Below are 24500 nucleotides of genomic sequence, written 5' to 3'. Positions count from 1 at the left end.
GTTCAGAGGAGGGCGGCCAGTTTGCCCACGGTGTTCCAGTTGCGGCCGGTGGCGGCGACCTTCCACCGCCGTTCCAGCCAGGGGCCGAGGACCGGGGCGTTGGCGATGCCGTCCGGGCACCACTGGTAGACCACGCGGTCGCCGACGACGATGTTCTCCGGGTCCAGCACCCGGGGGTCGTGCTCGGCGGCGACCTCGGGTGCCGGGTCCTCGGACAGGAACAGGGCGACCATCTTCGACCCGTTGTCGGCCTTGGCCGCGAACGGGTGCGCGGCCATGACCGACCGCAGGTCGTCCCCGGTGCGCACCAGGACCCGGGTGGTCAGGTCCAGCCGCTCCACGAGCGTGGCCTCCAGCAGTCCTTCCAACGCGGCGGCGTTCGTGCCGTCGACGGTGAAGGTGGCGTTGCCGCTCTGCAGGAGCGTGCGGACATCGGCAAACCCGAGGCCGGTCAGCAGCTCGCGCAGGTCGGCCATGGCGATCTTGCGGTGCCCACTCACGTTGACCCCGCGCAGCAGGGCCGCGTATCCGCTCACGGGGTCAGCGCTCGAACCGGCCCGATCGCACGCTCCACACCAGCGACCGCACATCAACGCGCAGACTCGGCCCATCGCTGTTCTTCGAGTCACGCACACCATCCAACGCGTATCGAACTTCGACACAGTTGGCATTGTTTTCGCTGCGGCTGGACTTACGCCACACCTGGTTATCAGACACCTTGCTTCTCCAATCGGTTGCGCACTTCGGCAATAATATTGGTGGAGGCATCCGGCGATTGGGACACCCGGTGGATGCTGTCAACGGCGCGCTTGTAGGCGTTTACGTCGTCCTCTTCGTGCAGGATGAGCACCGATCGACGTGCGCCAACGAAGACGATGGAGTCCAGTTCGACCGCACCATGCCTGCCACCCTTGTTCCGCATCGGCATCGCCGCGCTCGACTCAATGAGTTCGAAGGCGCCATCGAGCCCGGGGTGCCACCCGCTGCGGTCGAGGACGATGCGCAGTTCAACATTGGGTCGGGTCGCCATGTCGAGCAGGTGATCGAGTTGGCCGATCGTCGTCCGCACACCGCCGATGTCTTGATTCAGTGCGCCTTGGCCGAGCAGCACCACGAGTTCCGCTGGGCTGGCGCTCCTGGTGATCGCCTCTCGTCGGCCGATGCGCGACGTGACGCGGGACGCGATCTCCCCTGTCGGCACACCGGCCGCTGTCATGATTGCCCGGGTGTACTCGCTGGTCTGGAGCAGGCCGGGCACCAGCAGGGGCGCCACCGCGACGATCCGGCTGGCGTTCTGCTCCCAGTGCACGTAGGCGGCCATTTGCTGCCGCCGCTCGGGCAACGTCATCGCCACCCACTGCGACTCGTCCGTGCCGTAGACCAGGGTCATGATTTCGTCGTAGCGGTCGCCGCCCACGTCGAGCCTGGTCAGGATCTGGGCCACCTGCTCCGGCTTCGGGATGCGCTCACCCGTCTCCCACCGCGACAGCACACCGATGTCGCGCTTGATCGCCGAGGCCAACTCGCGCAGCAGCAGGCCCTTGTCCTGGCGGGCCTGTCGGAGAGCCGCACCCAAGGCACGGGCCTTCGGGGTTCGCGCCACTGTCAATCTCCGTAGTTGTCGGCCGGTAACAGCATAGCGCTACCGGTTTGCGGACAGATTCACCCTTTGCGCTGACGCAAGTCAGTTGCAGAAATTTCCTGCCAAACACAAGCTTGGCAAACCAAACGCCGACAAGTTACGCAGTCATACCACCGGCGGCAACTCCACGGCGTTCCGGGCGAAAACCCGCCCAGGCGAACAGATCGGAACTGTGCCATGGCCGCAGCCCTCGAACACCCACCACCGACAGGACCGGGCACGCGCCCACCCGCGCGGATGAAGCTGACCCAGCCCAAGCACGTGGGCGCCACGGCACACGCGCGGGTCTTCGAGGGCGGGTTCACGTTCCGGCTGGCCAAGGGCGACACGCACGTGGCCGTGTTCGTGGGCGTGTGCGTCGAGCAACGGCGCTACCTGGTCCTGCGCGAGCGCGCCTGGCCCGGCCCCGTACTCGACCAGTCGCAGCCGATCGCGGTCGCGCTGCCCAAGCCGAAGTGGCTCGACTGGGCCGACACCGACGGCCTGGCGGGGTTCGCCCGCTCGGCGGTCCCGGCCGTCCGCGCCCGAATGGCAGGCAGACGGGCCCCGTGACCCCGCCCCACCGCCCGAACTCCCAGAAGGAACCCGTGCCCGCAACGATCACCCCACTCCACCGCCCAGGCCGCGACGAGGGGGTCCGCGCCGCCACCCTGCGCGGCCTGCTGCTCGCCCGCGCGCTCGACGACGCCCGCCGGGCCCACGGGTTCACCACCCGGGAGCTGGCCTCGGCCATGTCGATGTCCCCCGCGATGCTCAACCGGGTCATGACCGGCCGCCGCACCCCCACCCCGCTGGAGATCGGCGGGTTGTGCGCGGTGCTCGACATCCCCGCGCCCCGCCGCCCCGTCCTCTACCGGCTCGTCCGCGAGAGCGCCCGCACCGACTGGATCACCACCGCCGCCGACGGGGAGCAGCCCCTCGCCCAGATCGAGGCCGCCGCCCACAGCACCACCTGGTTCGCCCCCGACCTCATCCCCCGGCCCCTGCGCACCACCGCCTACTCCCGCGCCGTCCTCGCGGCGACCGGCGCGCACCCCGACACCCCCGAACCGACCACTCAGGACACCGCGTCAACCGAGGTGATCCACCGGTTCCTCATCCACCCCCGGGCGCTCAGCCACCCCACGGTGCCCGAGGCGGTGATGCGCGAGCAGGTCCACCACCTGCGCGAGGCGCACCTGTCCACAACCCGGCTGCTGCCGCACGCGGTCGCCCCGCACCCCGGGTTCCGGGTGCTGCGGATCGCCCACTTCCCACCCGTGGTCCACATCGAGCACCACACCACGGCCGTCGTCCTCGAACGGCCCGACGCCACCGCCCCGCACACCGCGTTCCTCCGCGACATCGAGGCGGTGTCCCTCGGCCGCGAGGACACCCGCCGGGCGCTCGGCGGCAGCGGATGACGGGCGGAGCCGACCTCAGCGCGAAACCCCCGCTCACACCTTGATCTTGCCCGCCGCGACGTCGTCGGCGTAGCCGGAGTAGGCGTAGACGTACTTGCCCTCCTGGAGGACGTACATCGGGTCGCTGACCTTGTCCGAGTAGCCCTCGTCGCGCAGGTCGACCTTGCGGGACTTGAACGTGGAGGTCTGCTCCACCTCGTTGATCACCCGGATGAACAGCGGGACCGCGTAGCTCGGCAGCCGCTCGATGAGGTGCGCGGCCATGGCGACGCCGTCGAACTTGGCGCCGTCGCGCAGCTTGACCGCCGCCATCCCCGCCTTGCCGTCGGTGCCGGGCACCGCGACCCCGTAGACGACGGCCTGCTCGACGTCGGGGTGCTCGCCCACGGCGCCCTCGACCTCGGTGGTGGCGACGTTCTCGCCCTTCCAGCGGAAGGTGTCACCGAGCCGGTCGACGAACGCCACGTGCTTGAACCCCTGGTTGCGCACCAGGTCACCGGTGTCGAACCAGCAGTCGCCGTCCTTGAACCCGTCGCGGACCAGCTTCTTCTCGGTGGCCTCCGGGTCGGTGTAGCCGTCGAACGGGGCGCGGCTGGTGACCTTGGTCAGCAGCAGCCCGACGTCACCGGACTTGACCTTGGTCAGCCTGCCGGAGGCGTCGCGGGCGGCCCGGCCGGTGTCCGCGTCGTAGGCGACGATGGCGAACGGCAGCGGGCACATGCCCGCCGTGCGGTCGATGTTCAGCGCGTTGATGAAGGCCAGGTTGCACTCGGAGGCGCCGTAGAACTCGGCGATGCGCCGGATGCGGAACCGCTCGGCGAACTCGTCCCAGATCTCCGGCCGCAGCCCGTTGCCCACCACGACCCGCACCTTGTGCTGCTTCTCCGCGTCGCGCACGGGCTGGTTGAGCAGGTAGCGGCACAGCTCACCGATGTAGCAGAACGCGGTCGACTTCGTCCGCACCACGTCGTCCCAGAAGCGCGAGGCGGAGAACGACTTGCCCAGCGCGAGCGTGGCCCCGGCGGCGAGCACCGACGACAGCGACACCGTCAGCGCGTTGTTGTGGTAGAGCGGCAGGCAGCAGTACAGCGTGTCCTTCGGGGTCAGGCGCACGCCCATCGACCCGAGGCCGGTCATCGACTTGAGCCAGCGGAAGTGCGACATCGCGCTGGCCTTCGGCAGGCCGGTGGTGCCGGAGGTGAAGATGTAGAACGCGGTGCTCCCGGCCATGATCCGCTCGGTGGCGGACGGGTTGCGGTCGGTGGTGGCCCCGTCGGCCAGCGAGTCCAGGTCGATCACGTTGCGCGCCTCGATGCCGTCGAGGGCGTGCCGGTACTCCTCGCCGACCACCAGCACGGCGCTGTCGAGCAGCCGCACGCTGTGGTCGAGCACGTCGCCGCGCTGGTTGGTGTTGATCATCCCGGCGGCGGCGCCGAGCTTGACCGCGGCCAGCGCCGCCAGCAGCGTCTCCGGCCGGTTGCCCGCCAGGATGCCCACCGTGCGGCCCGGGTGCACGCCGTTGGCCTCCAGCACCGAGGCGTACCGGTTGACGATCTTGTTGGCCTCGCCGTAGCTGAGCTCGGTGTCCTCGAACCGGAGGAACGGCCGGTTCGGGTGCTTGCCCGCGATGCGCTGGAAGATGTGGCCAATCGACTCCCGGGTGGCCGGGCGCATGGTCAGCAGGCCCACCGCGCCCATGGCCATCTTGGGCGCGTCGAAGGCCATCGGCGGCAGAGCGCGCAGGAAGTCGGTGATGGTGACCCGCCGCGCCGCCTGCTGCTCCGTTGCTTCCATGTGACCGATGCTACTCAGAGGTAGGTTCGCAGGGCCAGACCCGGGGTCGCTGAGCTGGGATTTCATCCACCTTCGCAGATCGGCGAACCACGTTCTGCGCGCCGGGTTCAGCGCGCGGCGAGCCCGAAGTCCATCCCGGTCAGCTCCTCGCTCACGTCCCAGAGCCGCTTGGCCAGCTCCCGGTCGCGGGCGGCCTCCAGCGGGAAGACCACCTTGGGGTAGCCCTTCTGCTCCTTGCGCCCGTCCGGCCCGATCATCTGCCCGCTCTCCACCCCCGGGTGCGCGGCGGCGTAGAGCTGCGGCAGCGCGCCCATGGCGGCGTCCTGGGCCAGGAACCGGTTGGACACCCGCAGCGCCAGCTTGGCGATCCCGGTCGGCCCGTTGGTCTGGAGGTTCGTGGCCGCGTAGCCGGGGTGGGCCAGGACGCTGTCGACCTGGAACCCGTTCATCCGCAGCCGCCGGTGCAGCTCCAGGCCGAACACGACGTTCGCCAGCTTCGACTGGGCGTAGAACTTGGTCCGGTCGTAGTTCTGGGCGCCGTCGAGGTCGTGGAAGTAGATGCGCCCGCGCTTGTGCAGGAAAGAGCTGACGGTGACGATCCGCGGGTCGACCCCCACCTTGAGCGTGTCCAGCAGCATCGCGGTCAGCACGAACGGGCCCAGGTGGTTCACCCCGAATTGCAGCTCGAAGCCCTGCTTGGTCAGCTCGTGCGGCGGCATCATCACCCCGGCGTTGTTGACCAGGACGTCGACCCGCTCCACCGACTCGGCGAAGTCGGCCACGGTCTCCAGGTCGGCCAGGTCCATGTACCGGGCCTCGACGCTGGCCCCGGGCTGCTCGGCCTTGATCGCCTCGACCGCCGCGTCACCCTTGGCGGTGTCGCGTGCGGTGAGGATCACGTGCGCCCCGTGCCTGGCCAGCTCCCGGCTGGTCTCGAAGCCCAAGCCGCTGTTCGCGCCGGTCACGATGAACGTGCGCCCGCCCAGGTCGGGCAGGTCGGCGGCGGTCCAGCCAGGGGCCGCGGGCGCGGGATCGCCCTCGGGTTCGGTGCTCATGGGCACAGCATGGCGCACGGCCGTCGCACCCACAGGTCCTGGACCGGGATCCGCCGGAACGTCTGGATCACAGGTTGACCGCCGCTTACTGTCTGTTCTGTGGAGTTGCGTCACCTGGGCGATTCGGGACTCGTGGTGAGTGCCGTCGGCCTGGGTTGCAACAACCTGGGCAGGCCCGGCACCGCCGCCGAGTCCCTGGGCGGTTCCCGCGAGCTGGTCACCGCCGCCCTGGGGGCCGGGATCACCCTGTTCGACGTGGCCGACGTCTACGGCGCACCGCGCGGGCGCAGCGAGGAACTGCTGGGCCACGCCCTCGCAGGCCGCCGCGACCAGGCGGTCATCGCCACCAAGTTCGGCGTCGACATGCACGGCGCCAACGGCCCCGACTTCGGCGCCAGGGGGTCGCGGCGCTACGTCCGCAAGGCCGCCGAGCAGTCCCTGCGCCGCCTGGGCACCGACTGGATCGACCTCTACCAACTGCACCGCCCGGACCCCGGCACCCCGCTGGCGGAAACCCTCGCCGCCCTCGACGAGCTGGTCCGCGCGGGCATGGTCCGCTACACCGGCGTCTGCAACCTCCCCGGCTGGCAACTGGCCGACGCGGTGTGGACCGCCCGCACCGAGCGGATCGGCCAACCGGTGGCCGCCCAGTACCACTACTCGCTGCTGGAACGCGACGTCGAGCGGGAGGTCCTGCCCGCGGGCAGCCGCTTCGACGTCAGCGTCCTGCCGTACTTCCCGCTGGCCAACGGCCTGCTGACCGGCAAGTACTCCCAGGGCGGGGCACCCCCCGAGGGCAGCCGCCTGGCCGGTCGCCCCCGCCTGCTCGCCGACGCCCCGTGGGCCAGGATCGAGAAGCTGCGCGCGTTCGCCGAGGAGCGGGGCATCTCCATGGCCACGCTGTCCATCGGCTGGCTGACCGCGCGACCGGTGGTCGGCTCGGTGATCGCCGGTGCCACCACCGCCGAGCAGGTCGAGGAGAACGCGGCAGCGGCCTCGTGGCACCCCACCGCGGAGGACCTGGCCGCGATCGACGAGATCTGCCCACCGGGACGGCGGTAGGGCTCCCCCGACCGAGCGGTGTCCACCACATCACCGGCAACCCGGAGATGAACGACCGTTAACCTCTCCCCGCACACACCCCGTGAGAGAGGATCCCTCCATGCAGGTCAACGGTGTAGCCGCCATCGTCACCGGTGGCGCTTCCGGCCTCGGTGGCGCCACCACGGCCGCCCTGGCGGACAAGGGCGCGTCCGTCTTCGCCCTCGACCTGCCCAGCGCCATCGAGACGGCCCCCAAGCTGGAGGGCGTCACCTACCTGCCCGCCGACGTCACCGAGCCGGAGCAGATCCAGGCCGCGGTCGACGAGGCTTCCTCCGGCTCGGCCCCGCTGCGCGTGGTGGTCAACTGCGCGGGCATCGGACCGTCGGCGCGCATCCTCTCCCGCAAGGGGCCGCACGACCTCGGCCTGTTCCGCAAGGTCGTCGAGATCAACCTGATCGGGTCGTTCAACGTCCTGACCATCGCTGCCGAGGCGATTGCCAAGACGGAGGCGCTGGAGGACGGGGCTCGGGGCGTGGTGATCAACACCGCCAGCGTCGCGGCGTACGACGGGCAGATCGGGCAGGCGGCCTACTCGTCTTCCAAGGGCGGGATCGTGGGGCTGACGCTGCCTGCGGCTCGGGACCTGGCCAGCCACGGCATCCGGGTGCTGACCATTGCCCCGGGGATCATCGACACGCCGATGTTGGCGACGGTGAGCGAGGAGTTCCGGGCGGCACTGGCGGAGGGCATCCCGTTCCCGAAGCGGCTGGGGCGGCCGGAGGAGTACGCGGCGCTGGCGCTGTCGCTGATCGACCAGGATTACCTGAACGGCGAGGTCATCCGGTTCGACGGGTCGCTGCGGATGGCGCCTCGGTAGGCGTTGTCAAGAGCGCCGGTCGTTTGGTGGTGGTGCCCGGGTGGGTGGATCTGCTCGGGCGGGGCCCCTACAGCGATCATGCGCCCAGTGTGACCGAGTGGGGCTGAAGAGATGCCCCACTGCCCAAGCAGGCTTGCACATGATCGCTTCCCCCACCCAAGCAGATCCACCCACCCGGGCATGGGCGTAGCCGGGCCTGCGGTTTTCGGGGTGGTCGCCGGCTGCGCTCGGTGGGATTCGGCGTGGCTAGCCGCTTGACCGGCGGTTGGTGGGGTGGCCTGGTTCCGGCTCCGGTCGGGTGCCCATGTGGGCACCCGACCGGGAGGCCGGGCGGTGGTCAGTGGCCCCGATCGATCCACTCCTGGCGGTGCGGGGCTTCCGCGCCGATGGTGGTGGTGTCGCCGTGGCCGGGGTGGACGACCGTGTCCGGGGGCAGGGTCAGCAGGCGGTCGGTGATCGAGTCGATGATCGTCGGGAAGCTGCTGAACGAGCGGCCGGTGGCGCCGGGGCCGCCCTGGAACAGGGTGTCGCCGCTGAACAGCGCGGACAGTTCCGGGGCGTGCAGGCAGACCGCGCCGGGGGCGTGGCCGGGGGTGTGCAGGACCTTCAAGGTGATGCCCGCGACGTCGATCTCGTCGCCGTCGGCGAGGGGTTGGTAGGTGGTGCCGGGGTAGACGCGCTGCCACAGCTCGTCGTCGGCGGGGTGGAGCTTGACCGGGGCCTTGGTGGCCGAGGCGAGGGCCGCGGCGGCGTTGATGTGGTCGTCGTGGGCGTGGGTGCAGACGATGGCGGTGACCCGCCTGCCCGCGACCGCCTCCTGGATCGCCTCGGCGTCGTGGGCGGCGTCGACCACCACCACGTCGTCGTCGTCGCCGATGATCCAGACGTTGTTGTCGACTTCCCAGGTGGCGCCGTCGAGGCTGAAGGTGCCGGAGGTGACGACGCGGTCGATGCGCGTGGTGCCGGTCATCAGAGGATCACCACCGAGCGCAGCACGTCGCCGTGGTGCATCTTGTCGAAAGCCTGCTCGACCTGGTCCAGGGTGATCGTCTCGGACACGAACGCGTCGAGGTCGAGGCGGCCCTGGCGGTAGAGGTCGACCAGGTACGGGAAGTCGCGGGAGGGCAGGCAGTCGCCGTACCAGCTCGACTTGAGGGCGCCGCCCCGGGAGAAGAAGTCGATCAGCGGCATCTCGATCGTCATGTCCGGGGTGGGAACGCCGACCAGGACCACGGTGCCCGCGAGGTCGCGGGCGTAGAACGCCTGCTTCCAGGTCTCCGGGCGACCCACCGCGTCGATGACCACGTCGGTGCCGAAGCCCTCGGTGAGGCCCTGGATGGCCTCCACCGGGTCGCCGGACTTGGCGTTGACGGTGTGGGTGGCGCCGATCCCCTTGGCCCACTCCAGCTTCCGGTCGTCCACGTCCACGGCGATGATCTTCGTGGCGCCCGCGAGCTTGGCGCCCGCGATCGCCGCGTCGCCGACGCCGCCGCAGCCGATGACCGCGACCGTGTCACCCCGGCTGACGCCGCCGGTGTTGATCGCGGCGCCGATGCCCGCCATGACACCGCAACCGAGCAGGCCGACGGCGGCGGGCGAGGCCGCCGGGTCGACCTTCGTGCACTGTCCACTGTGGACGAGTGTTTTCTCGATGAACGCGCCGATGCCGAGCGCGGGCGTGAGCGGGGTGCCGTCCGCCAGGGTCATCGGCTGCTTGGCGTTGTGCGTGTCGAAGCAGTACCAGGGCTTGCCCTTGAGGCAGGCGCGGCACTTCCCGCAGACCGCCCGCCAGTTCAGGATGACGAAGTCGCCAGGGGCCAGGTCGGTCACGCCCTCGCCGACCGACTCCACGACCCCGGCGGCCTCGTGGCCGAGCAGGAACGGGAACTCGTCGTTGATGCCGCCCTCGCGGTAGTGCAGGTCCGTGTGGCAGACCCCGCAGGACTGCACCGCGACCACCGCCTCACCCGGACCCGGGTCCGGCACGGTGATCGTCTCGACCGTGACCGGCGCGCCCTGTGCCCGCGCCACCACGCCCCTGACCTGCTGTGCCATGCGCACACTCCTCGCTGAGCCGGTTGCTGCCCCAACCGTATTCGAGGTCATATGCGCATGCGAGCGCAGGACGGCCCCAATCGCCTAGATGTCCCCCACGTACGGGATCTCGGCGACCGCCGGGGAGGACATCCAGGAACGCAGCACCGCCGTCGCCCGCACGTCGTCCTCGTTGTACTCCAGCAGCCGGGTGCGCTGCGGCAGGTCGGGTTCGGTGCCGCCCAGGCCGACCGCATCGCGGTACCAGCGCATGGAGTTCTCCCCGCCCGCCTCCGGGTCGCGCCAGGAGAAGCCCGCCACCGGGGCGATCGTCTTGAGGCCCTTGCCGTGCGAGCACAGGAAGCTGTCGCGGACGCTGCCGAACAGGTCGAACCACTGGTCGGACTCGATGAAGTCGAGCACCCGGCGCCGGGTGGGGATGCCCGGCCTGCCCGCGAACCGCTTCGCCGAGGCCAGCAGCCAGCGGTTCTCGGCCAACTCGTTGTAGCAGTAGGCGCGGAAGGTGAGGCCGCGCTCGGCGGCGGCGGCGCGCACGCCCTCCAGCCACTGCCAGAACTCGGCGAACGAGCGGGCCTCGTCGTCGGTGGGCAGCGGGTCCCAGCTCACGAAGGCGCGGTAGCCCGGCGCTTGGCCGACGTCGGCGCCGCTGAGCAGGGTGCCCCACATGTAGGCGCCCGCGTCGCCGAAGCTCTCCATGTCCACGTCGACCTCGACGTCGGCGCGCGGCACGGCCACCTCCCGGTGCCGCCGCACCAGGGTCAGGTCGGCCAGCCACGCCTTCGCCAGCCCGACCGCATCGGCCATCGGCATCCCCACCAGCGGCGGGGCCTCCCGGTCGTCCGGGTCGAGCACGGCCAGCTCGTCCACGGTCCGCACCCCGGCCGTGCGCAGCAGCCCGGCGTCCTCGCCGCGCACCACCAGGCTCACGTCCCTGGTCTCGACGAGCTGCCGGTCGCACACCGCCCACCACGGGCAGCTACGGCACTCGACGATCCGCGACGGCTGGGCCAGCGGCTCGGCGCCGGTGGCCGCGGCGGTCGCCACCGCCAGCCGGTCGGCGAAGCGGGACTCGTACTCGGCCAGCGCGGTCCGACCGCCCGGCCAGGTCGGGGCGTGCAGGTCGTGCCAGAGCACGGTGTCGCCGTCCATGCCGACGACCCCGGCGTACCCGGTGCGCTCGTCGGCGTACCCGGCGGCGGCGAGCAGCAGCCGGGCGTGCGCGAGCCGGAGCTGGTCGCGCGGCTGCGGGCGGACCTTGCGCTTGGCGTCGGTGCCGCCGCCGATGTCGGTGACCCCGAACAGCGGGGAGGTGCGCGCGCCGACCCCCGGGTCGTGCACCTTGTGCCGGACGACGAGCACGGGGACGTACCCGCCCGCGGTCCGCACCAGCAGGTCGATCGAGCCGCGGCGACCGCCGTCGGGGTCGCGCGGGAGCTGCGCGCCCCAGATCAGCCGCCTGCCCTCGGTGAGCGCGGCGGCGGTGGCCGCCTCCCGCTCGGCGCCGCGGCCCGGCGGTACCTCGAACCAGTCGGCGCCGAAGTGCGCGGCCAGCCGGTCGGCGATGGCCCGCCGGTGCGCGGCCGCGTCGGCCTTGCGCAGCTCGGCGGTGGGGTCGGGGGCGCCGCGTCGGGCCTCGCGCAAGTCCGGGTCGTGCTCGAGGTGCACTCGGCGCCTGCACCGGCTCAACACGCCGGCTTCCAGGAGCACCGTTGTCGTCACGCGGTGCAGCTTAGTTGCACCGCGCCACGGACTCCGGCAGGTCCGGCGTGCCCTGGTCGGGCGGCGCCGCTAGGTTCTTGACCAACAGATCTCCTGGGAGGCGCAGGTGGCTCGGAAGAAGGCGGTCGAGGCGGGCGGGTTCACCCCGGCCAGGGCCAAGAACGCGCTCGCGCTCGCCAAGGTCCTCGGACCCGCGGTGCTCCCGGTGGTGACCCCGTACGTCATGCAGGGCGCGGCGGTGGTGCGCGAGCGGCTGGAGCGGCGCAAGGCGCGCAGGCTCGGGGTGGAGGTCGACGACCTCGGGCACTACACCGGCCGGGGCGGAGCGCTGCACGCCAGGATCGCCGGTGCGGCGAACGGCCTCGCCGAGGTGCGCGCCAAGCAGGGCGACGCGACCCCGGCGGACCTCGCCTTCGCCGACGAGGCCGAGGGCAACCTGCGCAAGCTGGCCGCGGCCGTGCGCGCCGCCGAGCGGATGCCGCAGGCCCGCCGCCGGGCCGCGCACCGGGCCGTTTCGGGTGAGCTGGACCGCATCGAGGAGCAATTGTTGGCCGCCCTCGGGGTCTGAGGGGTGCTCGGGGTTACAAATTCCCGAAGTATGGACAGGGGGTCTAGACAGCGCCGCATACCCTTTGTCCCGTGACCATCGCAGCAGGTAGGAACGCCCGCGCCTTCCGCGCGCCGCGTGCCGTCCTGCTCGGGTTCTCCTCGACCGCGCTCGCCGTCGCCGCGCACGGCATGGCGGGCGGGCGGGTCCCGGACACCGCGGTCACCGTCGCGCTCACCGCGCTGGTGGGGTGGGCGGGTTCCGCGGTCGCCGAGCGCCACCACGGGCTGGTCCCGATGCTGGCCCTGCTCGGGACCAGCCAGCTCAGCCTGCACGTGCTGCTGACCCACATCGCCGACACGCACCCCGGCGAGCCGGGCGGGCCCGCGTTCTCGACGCCGCTCATGCTCGCCACGCACGCCGCTGCCACGCTGCTCACCGCCGTCCTGCTCACCAGGGCGTCCACGGCCTTCGCCGCCGTCGCGGCGGCGCTGCGCGGGCTCGTCCGCGCGATCGCCGTGGTGCTCTCCACGTGGTCGCCCGCGCCGTCCCCGGCGCCGGTGGAACCCGACCCGGACCACCTGATCAGCGCGGTCCTGCGCCGGTCCCTGGGGCGCCGCGGGCCACCCGTCCTCTCCTGAGGAACCCGAACACCCCCGACGCCCGGTCGCCCCGCGACCAGGGCTTCCCCGAATTCGCCATCCAGGAGAACCCGACCATGTCTTCCCGCACCGCAGCGCGCGCGGGCGTGCTGCTCGCCACCGTGGGCGCAGCCGCCCTGCTCACCTCCGGCGTCGCCTCCGCGCACGTCACCGCCCGCGTCCTCGGCGAGGCCGCCGCCAAGGGCGGCTACACCAAGATCACCTACCGGGTGCCGAACGAGGACGCCGCCGCCAGCACCATCAAGGTGGAGGTGAAGCTGCCCGCCGAGTACCCGCTGACCTCGGTGCGCACCAAGCCGATGGCCGGGTGGACCTCCGAGCTGACCAAGATCAAGCTGCCGCAGCCGGTGAAGTCCGGCAACACCGAGATCACCGAGGCGTTCAGCACCGTCACCTGGACCGCGGTGTCCCCGGCGAAGATCGCCCCCGGCCAGTTCGAGGAGTTCGAGCTGTCGGTCGGCAAGCTGCCCGACAACACCGACACCCTGGTCACCCCGGCCATCCAGACCTACGACAGCGGCAAGGTCGTGGCCTGGGACGCCCCGCCGCCCGCCGAGGGCGCCGAGGAGCCCGAGCACCCGGCCCCGGCGCTGGCGCTCTCGGCCGCCCAGGCGGGTGCGGGCGGCGCCGCGGACGAGCACGCCGCGCACAACGGCACCACCACCGAGGCCGCCTCGGCGAGCGGCGAGGACAACACCGCCCGCTGGCTGGGCGGCGCCGGGCTCGTCGTCGGCGCGCTGGGCCTGGGCCTGGCGGCGGGCGCCACGCTGCGCGCGCGCAAGGCGATCGCGGCCGCGAAGGCGGGCGTGTAGCCGATGCGCGCTCTCGGTCGGGTCATCGCCACCGCCGTGGTGGCACTGTTCGCCCTCGTCGGTCTGGCGGGGACGGCGTTCGCGCACAACCAGCTCGTGGGCAGCAACCCCGCTGACGGTTCCTCGATCGCGGTCGGGCCGAAGCAGGTCGAGCTGACGTTCGACCAGCCGGTGCAGGCGGGCGAGAACCTGAACACGATCGTGGTCGTCGGCCCCGACGGCAAGGGCAGGTGGCAGGACGGCGCGGCGGTGGTGAAGAGCAACGTCGTCACCGTGGGCCTGCGCGAACTGGGCCCGGCCGGGACCTACACGATCGGCTACCGCATCCTCTCCGCCGACGGGCACTCGGTCACCGGTGAGCTGAAGTTCGACCTCACCACCGCGGGCACCGGCACCCCGGGCGAGGCCACCGCCGACGCCGCGGCCCCGGCCGCGGGTGGCGGCGCCGAGGCGGGCACCGACACCGAGGACAGCGGCGGCGTGCCGATCTGGGTGTGGATCGCGGGCGCTGTGGTCCTGCTCGGCGGCGGCATCGTGCTGGCCGCGCGGGTCGGGGGCACGGAGAAGTGAGCACCACCCGGACCACCGCGGTCGGGAACCGGTACCACCTGGTGGCGGTCCTGGTCGCGGGTGCGGTCGTCGGCGTCCTCGTCGGCCTCGCGCTCACCGCGACCAGCCCGATCCCCGGGTTGCCGGAACCCGCCGCGGTGGTCCGGGTCGGGCTGCCGGTGGTGCGGGTGCTGCTCGACGTGGCCGCCGTGGTCACCGTCGGGCTGTGCCTGCTGCCGCTGCTGGTCGGCTTCGACCGGCCCCGGCTCACCGAGCCGCTGATGCTCGGCGCCCGCCGGGCCGCGATGTACTCCTCGCTGGTCTGGCTGGTCACCGCCCTGGTCACCCTGGTCATGCAGACCGCGGAGCTGCGGCCGGGCACGGACGTGTCGGCCGCGGCGGTGGCGAACTACGTGGCGACGATCGGCGCGGGCAAGGCGCTGGTGTTCGTCGCGGTGTTCGCGCTGCTGTGCTTCGGCCTGGCGCTGTGGTCGGTGGTCGTGGGCGAGTCGGTGCCCGCCGAGCTGCGCGCCGCGGTGGCGCTGTTCGCGCTGCTGCCGCTGCCGGTCACCGGGCACGCCACCAACTGGCGGATGCACGACTTCACGATGATCTCGATGGAGCTGCACGTGCTGAGCGCCGCCGCCTGGACGGGTGGGCTGGGCGCGGTCGTGGTCGTGCTGGGCGCCAACCGCGCGCTGCTGGCGCACGCCCTGCCCCGGTTCTCGAAGCTGGCCACGGTCTGCCTGGTGCTGGTGACGGTGACCGGCGCCTTCAACGGGTTCGTCGAGCTGGCCGTGAGCCCGACCCTCAGCGTGCTCGAAGGGCTCTTCACCACCGGCTACGGCATCCTGCTGCTGCTCAAGACGCTGTGCCTGCTGACCCTGGCGGTGCTCGGCGCCCGGATCCGCTGGGGGCTGCTGCCCGCGGTCGCCGCGCACAAGCCGACCGCGCTGGTGACCTGGGCGGCGGTGGAGCTGGGTGTGATGGGCTTGGCCTTCGGCCTCGCCACCGTGCTGACCAGGGCGCCGATCAACTGAGGTGTCCCCAGTAGTCCACAGAAGTTGTCCACAGGCCCTGGATCGGGTGTTCACCCAGCTCCGCGCAGTTATCCCCACCCGTGTTGTCCACACCTGTGGATAGATCGCGGTAGTTGTCCACAGCCAACCGGGGACAACTCGCGCTCACCGCGGCAAAGGGCCCGTTCACCGCGCTGAACGGTGGCTTGGGCAACCGGAACCGCCACCACGTAACCCGAATGGGGCAACGACGAGTGGTCAGTCCCGGTCGGTGAGGTGCGCCGCCGGGGTGGCCGCGCGGCGCAACCGGGCCAGTTCGCGGGTCGCCGCGGCGGCCCGGCGGTCGAGTTCGCGCTTGCTGATCCAACCCCGGCCGAAGTGCCGGTAGGCCTGCGCCAGCAGGACCAGCTCGGCCATGTGGTCGACGTGCCTGCCGCGGGCGTCCTCCGGCAGGTCGCGGACCTGGCCGACCCGGTCGCCGACCAGGCGCTCGATGGACGAGGCGGTCGCCAGGGCCCGGCGCTGTCGCACGGCCTTGCGGGTGAAAACCTTCATGAGCCACCTCGGACGACGCGCGGGGTCACCGTCGGCCCCGATGTCCCTGTCTTCGTCCCCGATGAACTCTGCGTTACCAATTCCACTGAACAACCACCCGACTCAGGTGTAGCGCGCCCACTGGGCCGCCGAGTTGCCCGCTCGGAAGTCACGGAAACGTCTGAGCAGTTCAGGCCGTACTTCGGGGCTGCTCTCCATGATGGGGAGCACGCTGGTGATGAGCTTCAGCTCGCGCACCTCGCGCAGCACGGCGAAACCATCCCACCGGGTGACGTCAAAACCGTAGCTGTCGCATAACTCACGGTAGTCGGCCGCGGACTCGCCGAACCGGAGCACACCCACGGCGAACGGCGTCAGGTCCCACTCCGGTGGGCCGACGCAACTGGAGTCGAAGTCGCACAGCACCGGCCCGGCGGGCGACGGGATGAGGTTGCCCAGGTGCGCGTCGCCGTGCACCGACCCCGTGTCCAGCGGGAAGTCCAGCGCGGCGACCCGCTGCGCGGCCTCGGCCAGCCGCCGCCGCAGGAAGTCCAGGGACTCCCCGTCCAACCCCTCGGCCTCGCTGACCCGCCGCCGCACGTCGTCGAGCGGGTCCCACGCGGGCAGGCCGTCCGGCGCGGGCAGCGCGTGCACCCGCCGCAGCAGCCGGGCCAGGTCGCGCGGCCGGGGCGGCGCACCGCCCTCGGGCACCGCGTCCCACACCGTCGCCGCGTACGGGCCCACCCGCACCGGCTGCTCGACGCCGCCGTGCAGCCGGACGGCGGGCACGTCGTGCTCGGCGAGCCACCGCGCCACCCGCACCACCTTGTCCACCCGGTGCCGCAGCGACACCGACCCGACGATGCGCACCACGACCGGCCGCGACCGCAGCAGGAACACCGCGTTGTTGGTGAACCGCAGCAGCCGCGCGCCCGCGGGGTCCAGGCCCGTCGCCGCGCACACCTCGGCCAGGGTCGAATCCAGGTTCTCCCTGGTGAACAGCCCGTCGCTGGCCACGGTGGCGGGCGCGGTCGTCACGCCACGTTGAGGTTGGTGATCTGCTCGGCGAGGTCGCGGGCGTCGGCGTTGTTGCGCCGCTTGTTCGCCTCTTCGAGCAGTGGCTGGAGGCGGTCCTTGACCCGGCTCGACTTGAGCGTCTCGGCCAGGTCGACGGCCTGGCGGCCCACCCGGGCGCCGTGGTCGATGTCGCCCTCAAGCAGGTGGTTGGTGGCCAGTGCGCCGAGGTTGAACGCCTTGCTGCGGTTCATCTCGTCGCCGTAGGTGTCGATCGCCTTGGACAGCGCCGGGATGGCGAACTTGGTGTGGTTCGGGTCGACCGTCTGCGCCAGCACCGTGTGGACGGTGCCGATCATGGCGTAGACGTCGGTCTCGTTGAAGAACTTGACCCAGTCCTCGGCGTCGGCGTGGTTGGCGCGGGCGAACTCGTCGCGGGTGCGGCCGATGAGCTTCATCGTCTGCTCCCGGTGCCCCATCAGCGCGTACGCCCACGCCTGGTTCGCGCAGATCACCGCCACCGCCAGCTCGGAGCCGGACTCCTGGGCGGCGATCTGGCCGAGCTGGAACATCTTCAGCGCGTCGTCCGGGGAGTCCTTGTGCAGGTAGACCCGGCCCATCCGGTACAGGATGTTGGCCACCAGCGGCTCGCTCTTGCCCGCCTTCGCCAGCTCCAGCGCCTTGCCGAAGTGGTTGCGGGCGGAGTCGGTGAGTCCGATGTCGAACGACGTCCACCCGGCCAGGTTGTGCAGGTCGGCCAGGGCCACGTGCAGCCGCTGCTTGACGTGCTCGGGGCCCGACGCGCCGAGCATCTGCTGCCCCCAGGACAACTGCGCCACCACCGCGTCCCGGCAGAAGCCGCCGCCGTACTGGTAGTCCAGCGAGCGCAACGCCCGCGTGGCGGCCTCCACCTGTCGCACATCGGTCATGCCGATGCGCCCGGGCGCGGGGGTCTGCACCGGATTGGCGACCCACGACCCGGAGTTCGTGCCCAGCACGTTGGCCCCGACCGTGACGGCCGCGGCGTGCGCCAGGAACTCCCTACGCTTCACCTCTTCGCTCTCCTCAGGCTGTGAGGCCTCGCGCGAAACCGCGACTCGCACCGCGGTCACCTCGTCGTAGGCGAGACCCATGTATCCCCTCGGGACGCCCAGCCCGTCGGCGATCCTCGCCAGCACGTCGTAGGCCATCACCTGGCGGCCCTTGAGGATCTCCGACACCTCGGACTGCGATTGGCCGGTCATCGCGGCGATCTGGCGCTGCGACACACCGGTCCGGCGCAGGAGCCGGTAGACGGAGCTGACCTCCCGCGCGGCGAGCGCGGCTCGCATCTCGGGTTCTTCCCACGTGTCCGGGGGGATGGGAGAACCTGGAGATCCGATCGAGTTCATTCCGGCCCCTCACAGTCCCGCTGGGCGTCGAACGCAGCGTAAGCGCAGTTCACGAGCCACGAGAAGTGCCGATCGGCGAACCTGATCGGCCCGACCGAACTCCCGCGACCGCTTAACGGCGATCGGGCGCCGATCGGCGCTGTGCCGACCCGCTCCCGTTCCTCAAGCCCCAATGTAGTTCCTTGTAAGCGTACGAGCACAGAGAGGGACAGCGGAGGTGGAATTCCTCAGGAGGGTGCACAACCCGGTCGCCACGGCGCCGGGTCGCCCGCCCGAGGACGCGCGCCCGCTCGCCGGATCTGTGGGCGGGCGCCGGGTGTGGCGGATCGGCTGCGGCGACGTGGTCAACCGCGACCGGTGCCTGACGGTGCTCGTGGAGAGGAACAAGGTGGTCCTCGTCGGACCACCGGGGGAGACGGCGGTACTGACGACTGGTCAGCTCGGCCAGTTGCGCGCCGCCCTCCGCGAAGCCGCCGAGCAGGCGGAAAGGTGACGGTGTAGAGGTGGACGAGATACTCGGCCAGGTCCTGCGCAGCGCCGTGTGGGAGCGCCTGGACATGCTCACCGAACTGGCGGACCGCGCGGACGCACCGTCCCTGCTGTCGGTCGCCCGGTCCGAACTGCCCCGGCTGACGGAGGGCTGGCGGTCGATGCTCGCCGCGCACGAGCCCGACGACCGGGGCAACTGCCCGACCTGCTCCGGCCGCTGGCGCCAGCAGAAGGCGCCGTGCTCGGTGTGGCGGGCCGCCTACGAGCACCTCGTCGCAGGTGGACTGGCCCCGGAGAAGCCCGCGCGGCACGCGCTCGACGCGTTCCCGCGCCGGATGCCCGCGGCGGCCAGGTAAGAGCTGGCACCCGGTTTCCGCCGTTCCCCCGGACGTCGGAGACCCGGTCGCCGGATGGCTGGTCACCCGGTCCGCGCATTCCCCCGAACTGGGCGGACCGGGTGATCCGCCGCCCGCGAGTTTCTCCTGGCGAGGCAAGCACTCGACCTCGCCAGGGGGTTCGGCACCGCGGGCGGGCGTCAGAGCGGGTGTGGGTGCCACCCGCGATCGGCGCCCGCCCGCGGGTACCACTCGGATAACCTGGTTACCGCCGGGTAATATGTGAAATCAGTTCCGAAAATCTTGGGCGCAACCCGCTTCCCCCGCGCCACTCGGTCGTTGAACACGGTGAGCAGTCAGTCAACCCACCTCAGCGACCTGGAGGAGACACGGTGGCCACCCTTACCCCCCTTCGCCGTCAACCCGTGCAGCAGCGCAGCGCGAAGCGGGTGGAGAAGATGCTGGAGGCGTGCGCCGAGCTGGTCGGTGAACTCGGCTACGACGGGGTCACCACCACGCTGATCGCCGAGCGCGCCGGAGTGGCGGTGGGCTCGCTCTACCAGTTCTTCCCCGACAAGCGGGCGGTCGTGCAGGCGCTGACGCAGCGGAACCTGGACTACTTCATGACCGAGATCGGCCGCAGGCTCGACGAGGCCGACCTGGCGCACTGGTACGACGGCGCCGACCTCATCTTCGACATCTACGTGCAGATGTACCGCGAGGTCCCCGGCTTCCGCAGGCTCCGCTTCGGCGACGTGGTGGACCTGCGGCTGATCGACGGCGAGCGGGACAACAACACCGTGATCGCCGACGGCATGGCCGGTTTCCTCTCCGACCGGTTCGACGTCGCGTTCGAGGAGATCCGCCTGCCGGTCGCGGTCGCCAACGAGATCGCCGACGGGATACTGAACCTGGCGTTCCGCCGCGGCCTGTTCCCGGAGGACACCGTCATCGCCGAGGCGAAGGCGGTCGTCCGCAGCTACCTGTCCGGCAAGACGACGTCGGCCGCCGCCTAGCCGAAGTTCTGCCCCTCACCGCGGTAAGTCGGGGTGGTGCCGGTGATCCGGTCGCCCTCGAGCACGTGGTAGCCGGTGAACCGCTCGGCGAGTTCACCGGCTTTCGCGTGGCGGAACCAGACCCGGTCACCGACCGCGAGCGCGTCGGCGGCCGGGCCGGTCACCGGCGTCTGCACCTCGCCCGCGCCCTCCATCGGCAGCAGCTTCAACCCCGGCGGCAGGTGGGGTTTGGGCAACCGCAGCGAGTTCGCCGGACCGGACGCGGTGAACCCGCCGCCGAGCAGCGTGGCGACGCCCGGCGCGGGCCTGCGCACGACCGGGGTGGCGAACAGCACGGCCGGGTCCGGGGTGAACGAGCGGTAGTTGTCGAACAGCGTGGGGCCGATCAACCCGGAACCGGCGGCGAATTCGGTGACGGCCGGGTCCGTCCCCGTTTCTTCGATGCTGCCGGTGCCGCCGCCGTTGACGAACTCCAGCGCACCGCCCGCCGCCACCGCGCGCACCGCTTCCCCGCGCCTGCGCACCAGTTCCGGCACCGAACCGCGGCGCAGCACCCGGCGCAGTCCGCCGAGCACCGGGTTACCCACCGGCGCGTCGCCGAGACCGGCGATCTGCCCCTCGTAACCCATGATCCCGACGAGCCGGAAGCCCGCCCTGGCGCGGATTTCGGCCGCGAGCCCGGCGGCCTGCGCGGCGGTGAAGACCGGCGAGCGCAGCGTGCCGATGTGCACCCGGCGGTCGCCGAACACCGGGCGCCAGGACACGTCCAGTTCGACGCAGACGCGGATCGGCGGGTGGTCGGCGCCCAGCGCGGCGTCGATCAGGTCGAGGTGCGCGGTCGAGTCGACCACGACGGCGACGGTTTCCCTGGCGCCATCGTCGGCGGCCAAGGCGCGCAGGGCGGCGCGGTCGGCGGTCGGGTAGGCGACCAGGATGTCGGTGCCCGCGAGGTCGGTGCCCGCCCAGTTCCCGTGCAGCCACAGGGCTTCCGGCAGCGCGTAGGCCAGCACACCGGCGAAGCCGGGTTTGCGCAGCACCCGTTCCAGCAGCGACCGGCAGCGGATCGACTTGCTGGCGACCCGGATGGGGCGCCCGGCCGCGCGGCGCACCAGGTCGTCGGCGTTGCGGTCGAAGGCGTCGAGGTCGACCACCGCCACCGGGGGGTCGAGGTCCGCCGTGGCGGTGTCGAGCCGGGCGCGCTGGGCTTCGGGGTCCACCCGATCACCGTACGACATGGGTCAGACTGTGAAGCGAACCGCATTCACGTCGAACCGGGAGGTTCCGGATGGGCCGCAGCACGGCACTCGCCTGGCGCAACTGGGCGGGCACCGAGACCGCCACGGCGACCGCGGTGCGCAGCCCGCGCGACCCCGGGGAGATCGCCGAGGCGGTGCGGTGGGCCGCCGAGCACGGGACGGCGGTGACCACGCGCGGCAGCGGGCACTCGTTCACCGCCGTCGGCGCCGCGCACGGCTTGGCGCTCGACCTGTCGCGGTGGACCGGGGTGTCCGCGGCCGACCTGGACACCGGTGAGGTGACCGTCCGCTCGGGCACGACGATCGCCGCCCTCAACGCCGAACTGGACGGCCTCGGCCGGGCGCTGGCCAACCTCGGCGACATCGACGCGCAGACCATCGCGGGCGCCATCTCCACCGGCACGCACGGCACCGGCGCCGCGCTCGGCGGTCTCGCCACCCAGGTGTCGGCGCTGGAACTGGTGCTGGCGGACGGTTCCACGGTGTCCTGTTCGGACTCCGAGCGCCCGGACCTGTTCGCCGCGGCCCGCGTCGGACTCGGCGCGCTCGGGGTCATCAGCACGGTGACGCTGCGGACCGAACCCGCGTTCGTGCTCTCCGCGCAGGAGCGGCCCGAGCCGCTGCCGGAGGTGCTCGACCGGCTCGACGAGCACTGCGCGGAGAACGACCACTTCGAGTTCTACTGGTTCCCGTACGGCCACAAGGCCCTGACCAAGCGCAACAACCGGCTGCCCGCGGGTGCGCGGCCCCAGCCGCTGGGACCGGTGCGCAGGTTCGTCGAGTACGAGGTGATGGAGAACGTGGCGTTCGGCGCGCTGTGCCGCGTCGGGCGGGCGGCGCCGCGGCTGGTGCGCCCGCTGAACCGGCTCTCGGCCTCGGCGCTGTCCCCGCGCGCCTACAGCGACGTCTCGCACCGGGTGTTCGTGACCAGCAGGCGGGTGCGGTTCGTGGAGTCGGAGTACGCGATCCCGCGCGCGGCGCTGGCCGACGTGCTCGGCGAGCTGCGCGCCCGGGTTCCCCGGCTGGCCGACCCGGTGATGTTCCCGGTGGAGGTGCGCGTCGCCGCGGCCGACGACATCTGGCTGTCCACCGCGTACGGTCGCGATTCGGCGTACCTGGCCATCCACCAGTACGTGGGGATGCCGTACCGGGCGTACTTCGACCTGTTCGAGGCGGTCGTCGCCCAGGTCGGCGGTCGGCCGCACTGGGGGAAGATGCACACCCTCGACGCGGGCGCGCTGCGCGAGCGCTACCCGCGGTTCGACGACTTCCGCCGGGTGAGGTCCGAAGTGGACCCGGAGGGCCGCTTCCGCAACCCCTACTCGGCGCGGGTCCTGGGCAGCGACTGAACCGCCTCGGCCACCGGGGTGTCGCCGCCGACGAGTTCCAGGGTGAGCCCGGCGGTGCCCGGGTCGTCGAGCAGCGCCAGCACGACCGCGGCCACGTCGGCCCGGCTGACCGCGCCGGGTTCGACGGACTCGGCGAGGGCCACCGCGCCCGCGGCCGGGTCGTCGGTGAGCCTGCCGGGGCGCAGGATCGTCCAGTCGAGGTCGCGGCCACGCAGGTCGCGCTCGGCGGCGTCCTTGGCGCGCAGGTAGACGGCGAAGACCGCGTCCATCCCCGGGTCGTCGGCGCGGTCGAGACCCATGGCGCTGATCTGCACGTGGCGCCGCACGCCCGCGACCAGGGCGGCGTCGGCGAGCAGCGCGGCGGCGTCGCGGTCGACGGTCTCCTTGCGGGCGGTCCCGCTGCCCGGCCCGGCGCCCGCGGCGAACACGACGGCGTCGGCACCGGCGAGGGCGGCGGCGACCTGCTCGGCGGGAGCCGACTCCAGGTCGAGCACGACGGCGTCCCCGCCGTGGTCGCGGACGTCCTGGACGTGGTCCGGGTTGCGGACCAGCCCGACCACGGTGTCGCCGCGCCCGGCGGCGAGCCGGGTGAGCAACAGGGCGATCTTGCCGTGGCCACCCGCGATGACGATGCGCATGGGGCCGAGGCTACGACCGGGGCGCCGGTCCCGCAGAGTCGAGGATCCGGTCGTAGGCCAGTTCGCTGACCCAGCGGTAGAGGCTGTCGGCCTCCGGGACCGCCCGCTCGGTGCGGGCGGGCAGGTCGACCTGCACCTGGCCGTCCGGTTCGGCGCTGGCCACGGCGACGCCGTAGGCGCGGGTCCGGGGCAGGCAGTTGGCCAGGTAGTCGTGGGTGAGCACGGCGGAGGTGGGCAGCACCATCGCCGCCTCGCCGTAGCGCAGGAAGGGCACCGCGTTGGCCAGGCCGGTGCGCCAGTGCCTGGCCACCGCGACGGCGCCGACGATGCGCACCGCGGGCTCGGGCACCCGCCCGGCCAGTTCCGGCCAGGCCCAGGTGGAGACGCTGGCCTTGTCGGTCACCGGCTCCTGCCCGAGGCAGATCCGCTCGGCGTGCACGTCGGCCAGCAGGTCGGCCACCAGGCAGACGCGGCGGCCGAAGAGCGTCATCTCCGGCAGCACCGTCCCCACCCAGCCGAGCGCGGCCACCGCGCCCACGGCCAACTCGTCCACACTGGCGGGGAGTTCCACCGGCGGGGTGAGCTGGGCGGGCAGCGCCTTGAGAGTCTCGGTTACCGCCGTGCGCCCTGGAATGCCGCTCACAAACTTCCGCCCTTCTCTCCCCCCGCTCCGGTGAACTCGCGTTCCCCGCTCGGGCGGTGTCGATTGGTACTTCAATTGAGTACCAGTCCGACCCCCACCGATAAGACCCTCGACACCCACCCCTGCGACCGGCGGCCATCCATCGTCGGCGACCGGTCGACGACCGGTAATCCGACTTCACCCCCACTGTCCCGCCATCCGGGTGAGCACCGGGGTGAGCGACAACAACAAAAACTACCCACAGTGCAGTGACCTAGATCATCGGTCACCACACCCCAGGAAAACCCCCATAAACGCAGTCCCCCAATCGGGCTACAGCGCACCGCTCCCCCACCCACATTCCCACTCCCACCGACCACTCATCCCCCGTTTTCCACCCCCGCAGCCAATCCACCCCCCAAATTTCCACCCCCGACAACAACACTCCATTAAGCACCCGACCAACCACTCACAGCAACAAATTCCACCACCCCCTCCTCCCGCCAACCCACAGCCACAACCCCCAACCACTCACCGCAAACCCCCACCCACCCCCCTACCCACCCCTCCCCCAGACCGAGCCCACCACCACACCGCCCACCGCCACCCCCCACTACGCCATCCGCCGCATCCTCCCCAGTGATCTTGACTGCGCCCCACCACCAAGGCCCAGACCCA

The 24500-nt window shown here is 71.8% G+C and carries 27 protein-coding genes; 13 read left to right on the top strand and 14 right to left on the bottom strand.

Features of this window, described 5'->3' with window-relative positions; translation table 11 throughout:
* Positions 1-2: 2 nt before the first annotated feature.
* The 3 genes from L6E12_RS17490 to L6E12_RS17480 are packed head-to-tail and all read right to left on the bottom strand — an operon-like array spanning position 3 to position 1603.
* Entirely contained in the window at positions 3-536 is a 534-nt protein-coding gene (locus L6E12_RS17490; protein ID WP_236228988.1) for a DUF1697 domain-containing protein, read from the bottom strand.
* A 4-nt stretch (positions 537-540) separates the two neighbouring features.
* Positions 541-768 carry a DUF397 domain-containing protein gene (locus L6E12_RS17485; RefSeq protein WP_308074934.1) on the bottom strand — a complete coding sequence of 76 codons (228 nt, stop codon included), beginning with the start codon at positions 766-768 and terminating at the stop codon, positions 541-543.
* Positions 710-1603, bottom strand: a complete 894-nt coding sequence (locus L6E12_RS17480; RefSeq protein WP_236228986.1) for a helix-turn-helix transcriptional regulator — start codon at positions 1601-1603, stop codon at positions 710-712. The genes L6E12_RS17485 and L6E12_RS17480 overlap by 59 nt, the downstream gene beginning before the upstream one ends.
* 276 nt (positions 1604-1879) lie before the next feature.
* On the opposite strand from L6E12_RS17480, the gene L6E12_RS17475 reads away from it, so the two are divergent.
* Positions 1880-2194: a hypothetical protein gene (locus L6E12_RS17475; RefSeq protein ID WP_236228985.1), complete on the top strand. Its 315-nt coding sequence runs from the start codon at positions 1880-1882 to the stop codon at positions 2192-2194.
* Between the two features lie 35 nt (positions 2195-2229).
* The gene (locus tag L6E12_RS17470) at positions 2230-3045 is read left to right on the top strand and encodes a Scr1 family TA system antitoxin-like transcriptional regulator (RefSeq protein ID WP_236228984.1); all 816 of its coding nucleotides are present in this window, start codon (positions 2230-2232) and stop codon (positions 3043-3045) included.
* Between the two features lie 33 nt (positions 3046-3078).
* On the opposite strand, the gene L6E12_RS17465 is transcribed toward L6E12_RS17470, so the two are convergent.
* Both L6E12_RS17465 and L6E12_RS17460 read right to left on the bottom strand, forming a co-directional pair.
* On the bottom strand, positions 3079-4839 hold the full coding sequence (locus tag L6E12_RS17465) for a long-chain-acyl-CoA synthetase (protein WP_236228983.1): 1761 nt from the start codon (positions 4837-4839) through the stop codon (positions 3079-3081).
* Between the two features lie 107 nt (positions 4840-4946).
* On the bottom strand, positions 4947-5894 hold the full coding sequence (locus tag L6E12_RS17460; RefSeq protein ID WP_236228982.1) for an oxidoreductase: 948 nt from the start codon (positions 5892-5894) through the stop codon (positions 4947-4949).
* Positions 5895-5993: 99 nt separating this feature from the next.
* Here L6E12_RS17460 and L6E12_RS17455 point away from each other — a divergent pair, with 99 nt between their 5' ends.
* Both L6E12_RS17455 and L6E12_RS17450 read left to right on the top strand, forming a co-directional pair.
* Complete coding sequence (locus L6E12_RS17455; protein ID WP_236228981.1) at positions 5994-6956, top strand: aldo/keto reductase; 963 nt, start codon at positions 5994-5996, stop codon at positions 6954-6956.
* Positions 6957-7056: 100 nt separating this feature from the next.
* A complete protein-coding gene (locus L6E12_RS17450; RefSeq protein WP_236228980.1) occupies positions 7057-7815 on the top strand; it encodes an SDR family NAD(P)-dependent oxidoreductase in 759 nt (252 codons plus the stop codon).
* 337 nt (positions 7816-8152) lie between these two features.
* Here the strand turns inward: L6E12_RS17450 and L6E12_RS17445 are convergent, their stop codons facing one another.
* From L6E12_RS17445 to L6E12_RS17435, 3 genes are all read right to left on the bottom strand, one after another.
* Positions 8153-8785 carry an MBL fold metallo-hydrolase gene (locus L6E12_RS17445; RefSeq protein ID WP_236228979.1) on the bottom strand — a complete coding sequence of 211 codons (633 nt, stop codon included), beginning with the start codon at positions 8783-8785 and terminating at the stop codon, positions 8153-8155.
* Positions 8785-9870, bottom strand: a complete 1086-nt coding sequence (locus L6E12_RS17440; protein WP_236228978.1) for an S-(hydroxymethyl)mycothiol dehydrogenase — start codon at positions 9868-9870, stop codon at positions 8785-8787. The genes L6E12_RS17445 and L6E12_RS17440 overlap by 1 nt, the downstream gene beginning before the upstream one ends.
* An 84-nt stretch (positions 9871-9954) precedes the next feature.
* On the bottom strand, positions 9955-11589 hold the full coding sequence (locus L6E12_RS17435; protein ID WP_236228977.1) for a TM0106 family RecB-like putative nuclease: 1635 nt from the start codon (positions 11587-11589) through the stop codon (positions 9955-9957).
* Between the two features lie 106 nt (positions 11590-11695).
* Here L6E12_RS17435 and L6E12_RS17430 point away from each other — a divergent pair, with 106 nt between their 5' ends.
* From L6E12_RS17430 to L6E12_RS17410, 5 genes are all read left to right on the top strand, one after another.
* A complete protein-coding gene (locus L6E12_RS17430; RefSeq protein ID WP_236228976.1) occupies positions 11696-12157 on the top strand; it encodes a DUF6474 family protein in 462 nt (153 codons plus the stop codon).
* 71 nt (positions 12158-12228) lie between these two features.
* Positions 12229-12777: a hypothetical protein gene (locus L6E12_RS17425; protein WP_236228975.1), complete on the top strand. Its 549-nt coding sequence runs from the start codon at positions 12229-12231 to the stop codon at positions 12775-12777.
* Between the two features lie 77 nt (positions 12778-12854).
* The gene (locus L6E12_RS17420; RefSeq protein ID WP_236228974.1) at positions 12855-13610 is read left to right on the top strand and encodes a YcnI family protein; all 756 of its coding nucleotides are present in this window, start codon (positions 12855-12857) and stop codon (positions 13608-13610) included.
* A 3-nt stretch (positions 13611-13613) separates the two neighbouring features.
* Positions 13614-14180, top strand: a complete 567-nt coding sequence (locus tag L6E12_RS17415; protein ID WP_236228973.1) for a copper resistance CopC family protein — start codon at positions 13614-13616, stop codon at positions 14178-14180.
* Positions 14177-15199, top strand: a complete 1023-nt coding sequence (locus tag L6E12_RS17410) for a copper resistance D family protein (RefSeq protein WP_236228972.1) — start codon at positions 14177-14179, stop codon at positions 15197-15199. The genes L6E12_RS17415 and L6E12_RS17410 overlap by 4 nt, the downstream gene beginning before the upstream one ends.
* A gap of 237 nt (positions 15200-15436) precedes the next feature.
* Here L6E12_RS17410 and L6E12_RS17405 read toward each other — a convergent pair whose 3' ends face one another.
* The 3 genes from L6E12_RS17405 to L6E12_RS17395 all read right to left on the bottom strand — a co-directional run bounded on the left by L6E12_RS17405 (position 15437) and on the right by L6E12_RS17395 (position 18117).
* The gene (locus L6E12_RS17405; RefSeq protein ID WP_236228971.1) at positions 15437-15733 is read right to left on the bottom strand and encodes a hypothetical protein; all 297 of its coding nucleotides are present in this window, start codon (positions 15731-15733) and stop codon (positions 15437-15439) included.
* 102 nt (positions 15734-15835) lie between these two features.
* Positions 15836-16750 carry an aminoglycoside phosphotransferase family protein gene (locus tag L6E12_RS17400; protein ID WP_374201895.1) on the bottom strand — a complete coding sequence of 305 codons (915 nt, stop codon included), beginning with the start codon at positions 16748-16750 and terminating at the stop codon, positions 15836-15838.
* Positions 16747-18117 carry a helix-turn-helix domain-containing protein gene (locus tag L6E12_RS17395; RefSeq protein WP_374201894.1) on the bottom strand — a complete coding sequence of 457 codons (1371 nt, stop codon included), beginning with the start codon at positions 18115-18117 and terminating at the stop codon, positions 16747-16749. Before L6E12_RS17395 ends, L6E12_RS17400 begins: the two co-directional genes overlap by 4 nt.
* Positions 18118-18352: 235 nt before the next feature.
* Between L6E12_RS17395 and L6E12_RS17390 the strand changes: the two genes are divergently transcribed.
* The 3 genes from L6E12_RS17390 (at position 18353) to L6E12_RS17380 (ending at position 19957) form a co-directional block, all read left to right on the top strand.
* On the top strand, positions 18353-18610 hold the full coding sequence (locus L6E12_RS17390; RefSeq protein WP_374201898.1) for a hypothetical protein: 258 nt from the start codon (positions 18353-18355) through the stop codon (positions 18608-18610).
* Positions 18611-18620: 10 nt separating this feature from the next.
* Entirely contained in the window at positions 18621-18962 is a 342-nt protein-coding gene (locus L6E12_RS17385; protein WP_035290160.1) for a hypothetical protein, read from the top strand.
* Positions 18963-19399: 437 nt separating this feature from the next.
* Positions 19400-19957 carry a TetR/AcrR family transcriptional regulator gene (locus L6E12_RS17380; protein WP_110080705.1) on the top strand — a complete coding sequence of 186 codons (558 nt, stop codon included), beginning with the start codon at positions 19400-19402 and terminating at the stop codon, positions 19955-19957.
* On the opposite strand, the gene L6E12_RS17375 is transcribed toward L6E12_RS17380, so the two are convergent.
* Positions 19954-21192, bottom strand: a complete 1239-nt coding sequence (locus L6E12_RS17375) for an alanine racemase (RefSeq protein WP_236228968.1) — start codon at positions 21190-21192, stop codon at positions 19954-19956. The two genes, L6E12_RS17380 and L6E12_RS17375, sit on opposite strands and share 4 nt — an antisense overlap.
* A gap of 50 nt (positions 21193-21242) precedes the next feature.
* Between L6E12_RS17375 and L6E12_RS17370 the strand changes: the two genes are divergently transcribed.
* Positions 21243-22562: a D-arabinono-1,4-lactone oxidase gene (locus L6E12_RS17370; protein WP_236228967.1), complete on the top strand. Its 1320-nt coding sequence runs from the start codon at positions 21243-21245 to the stop codon at positions 22560-22562.
* Here the strand turns inward: L6E12_RS17370 and L6E12_RS17365 are convergent.
* Both L6E12_RS17365 and L6E12_RS17360 read right to left on the bottom strand, forming a co-directional pair.
* Entirely contained in the window at positions 22532-23200 is a 669-nt protein-coding gene (locus tag L6E12_RS17365; protein WP_236228966.1) for an NAD(P)H-binding protein, read from the bottom strand. The two genes, L6E12_RS17370 and L6E12_RS17365, sit on opposite strands and share 31 nt — an antisense overlap.
* A 10-nt stretch (positions 23201-23210) precedes the next feature.
* Positions 23211-23843, bottom strand: coding sequence for a hypothetical protein (locus tag L6E12_RS17360; protein ID WP_236228965.1), 633 nt, complete (start codon positions 23841-23843; stop codon positions 23211-23213).
* Positions 23844-24500 lie beyond the last annotated feature (657 nt).

The organism is Actinokineospora sp. PR83 (genome assembly GCF_021056305.1).
Taxonomy (GTDB): domain Bacteria; phylum Actinomycetota; class Actinomycetes; order Mycobacteriales; family Pseudonocardiaceae; genus Actinokineospora; species Actinokineospora spheciospongiae.
This window is presented reverse-complemented; position numbering and strand designations above follow the sequence as displayed.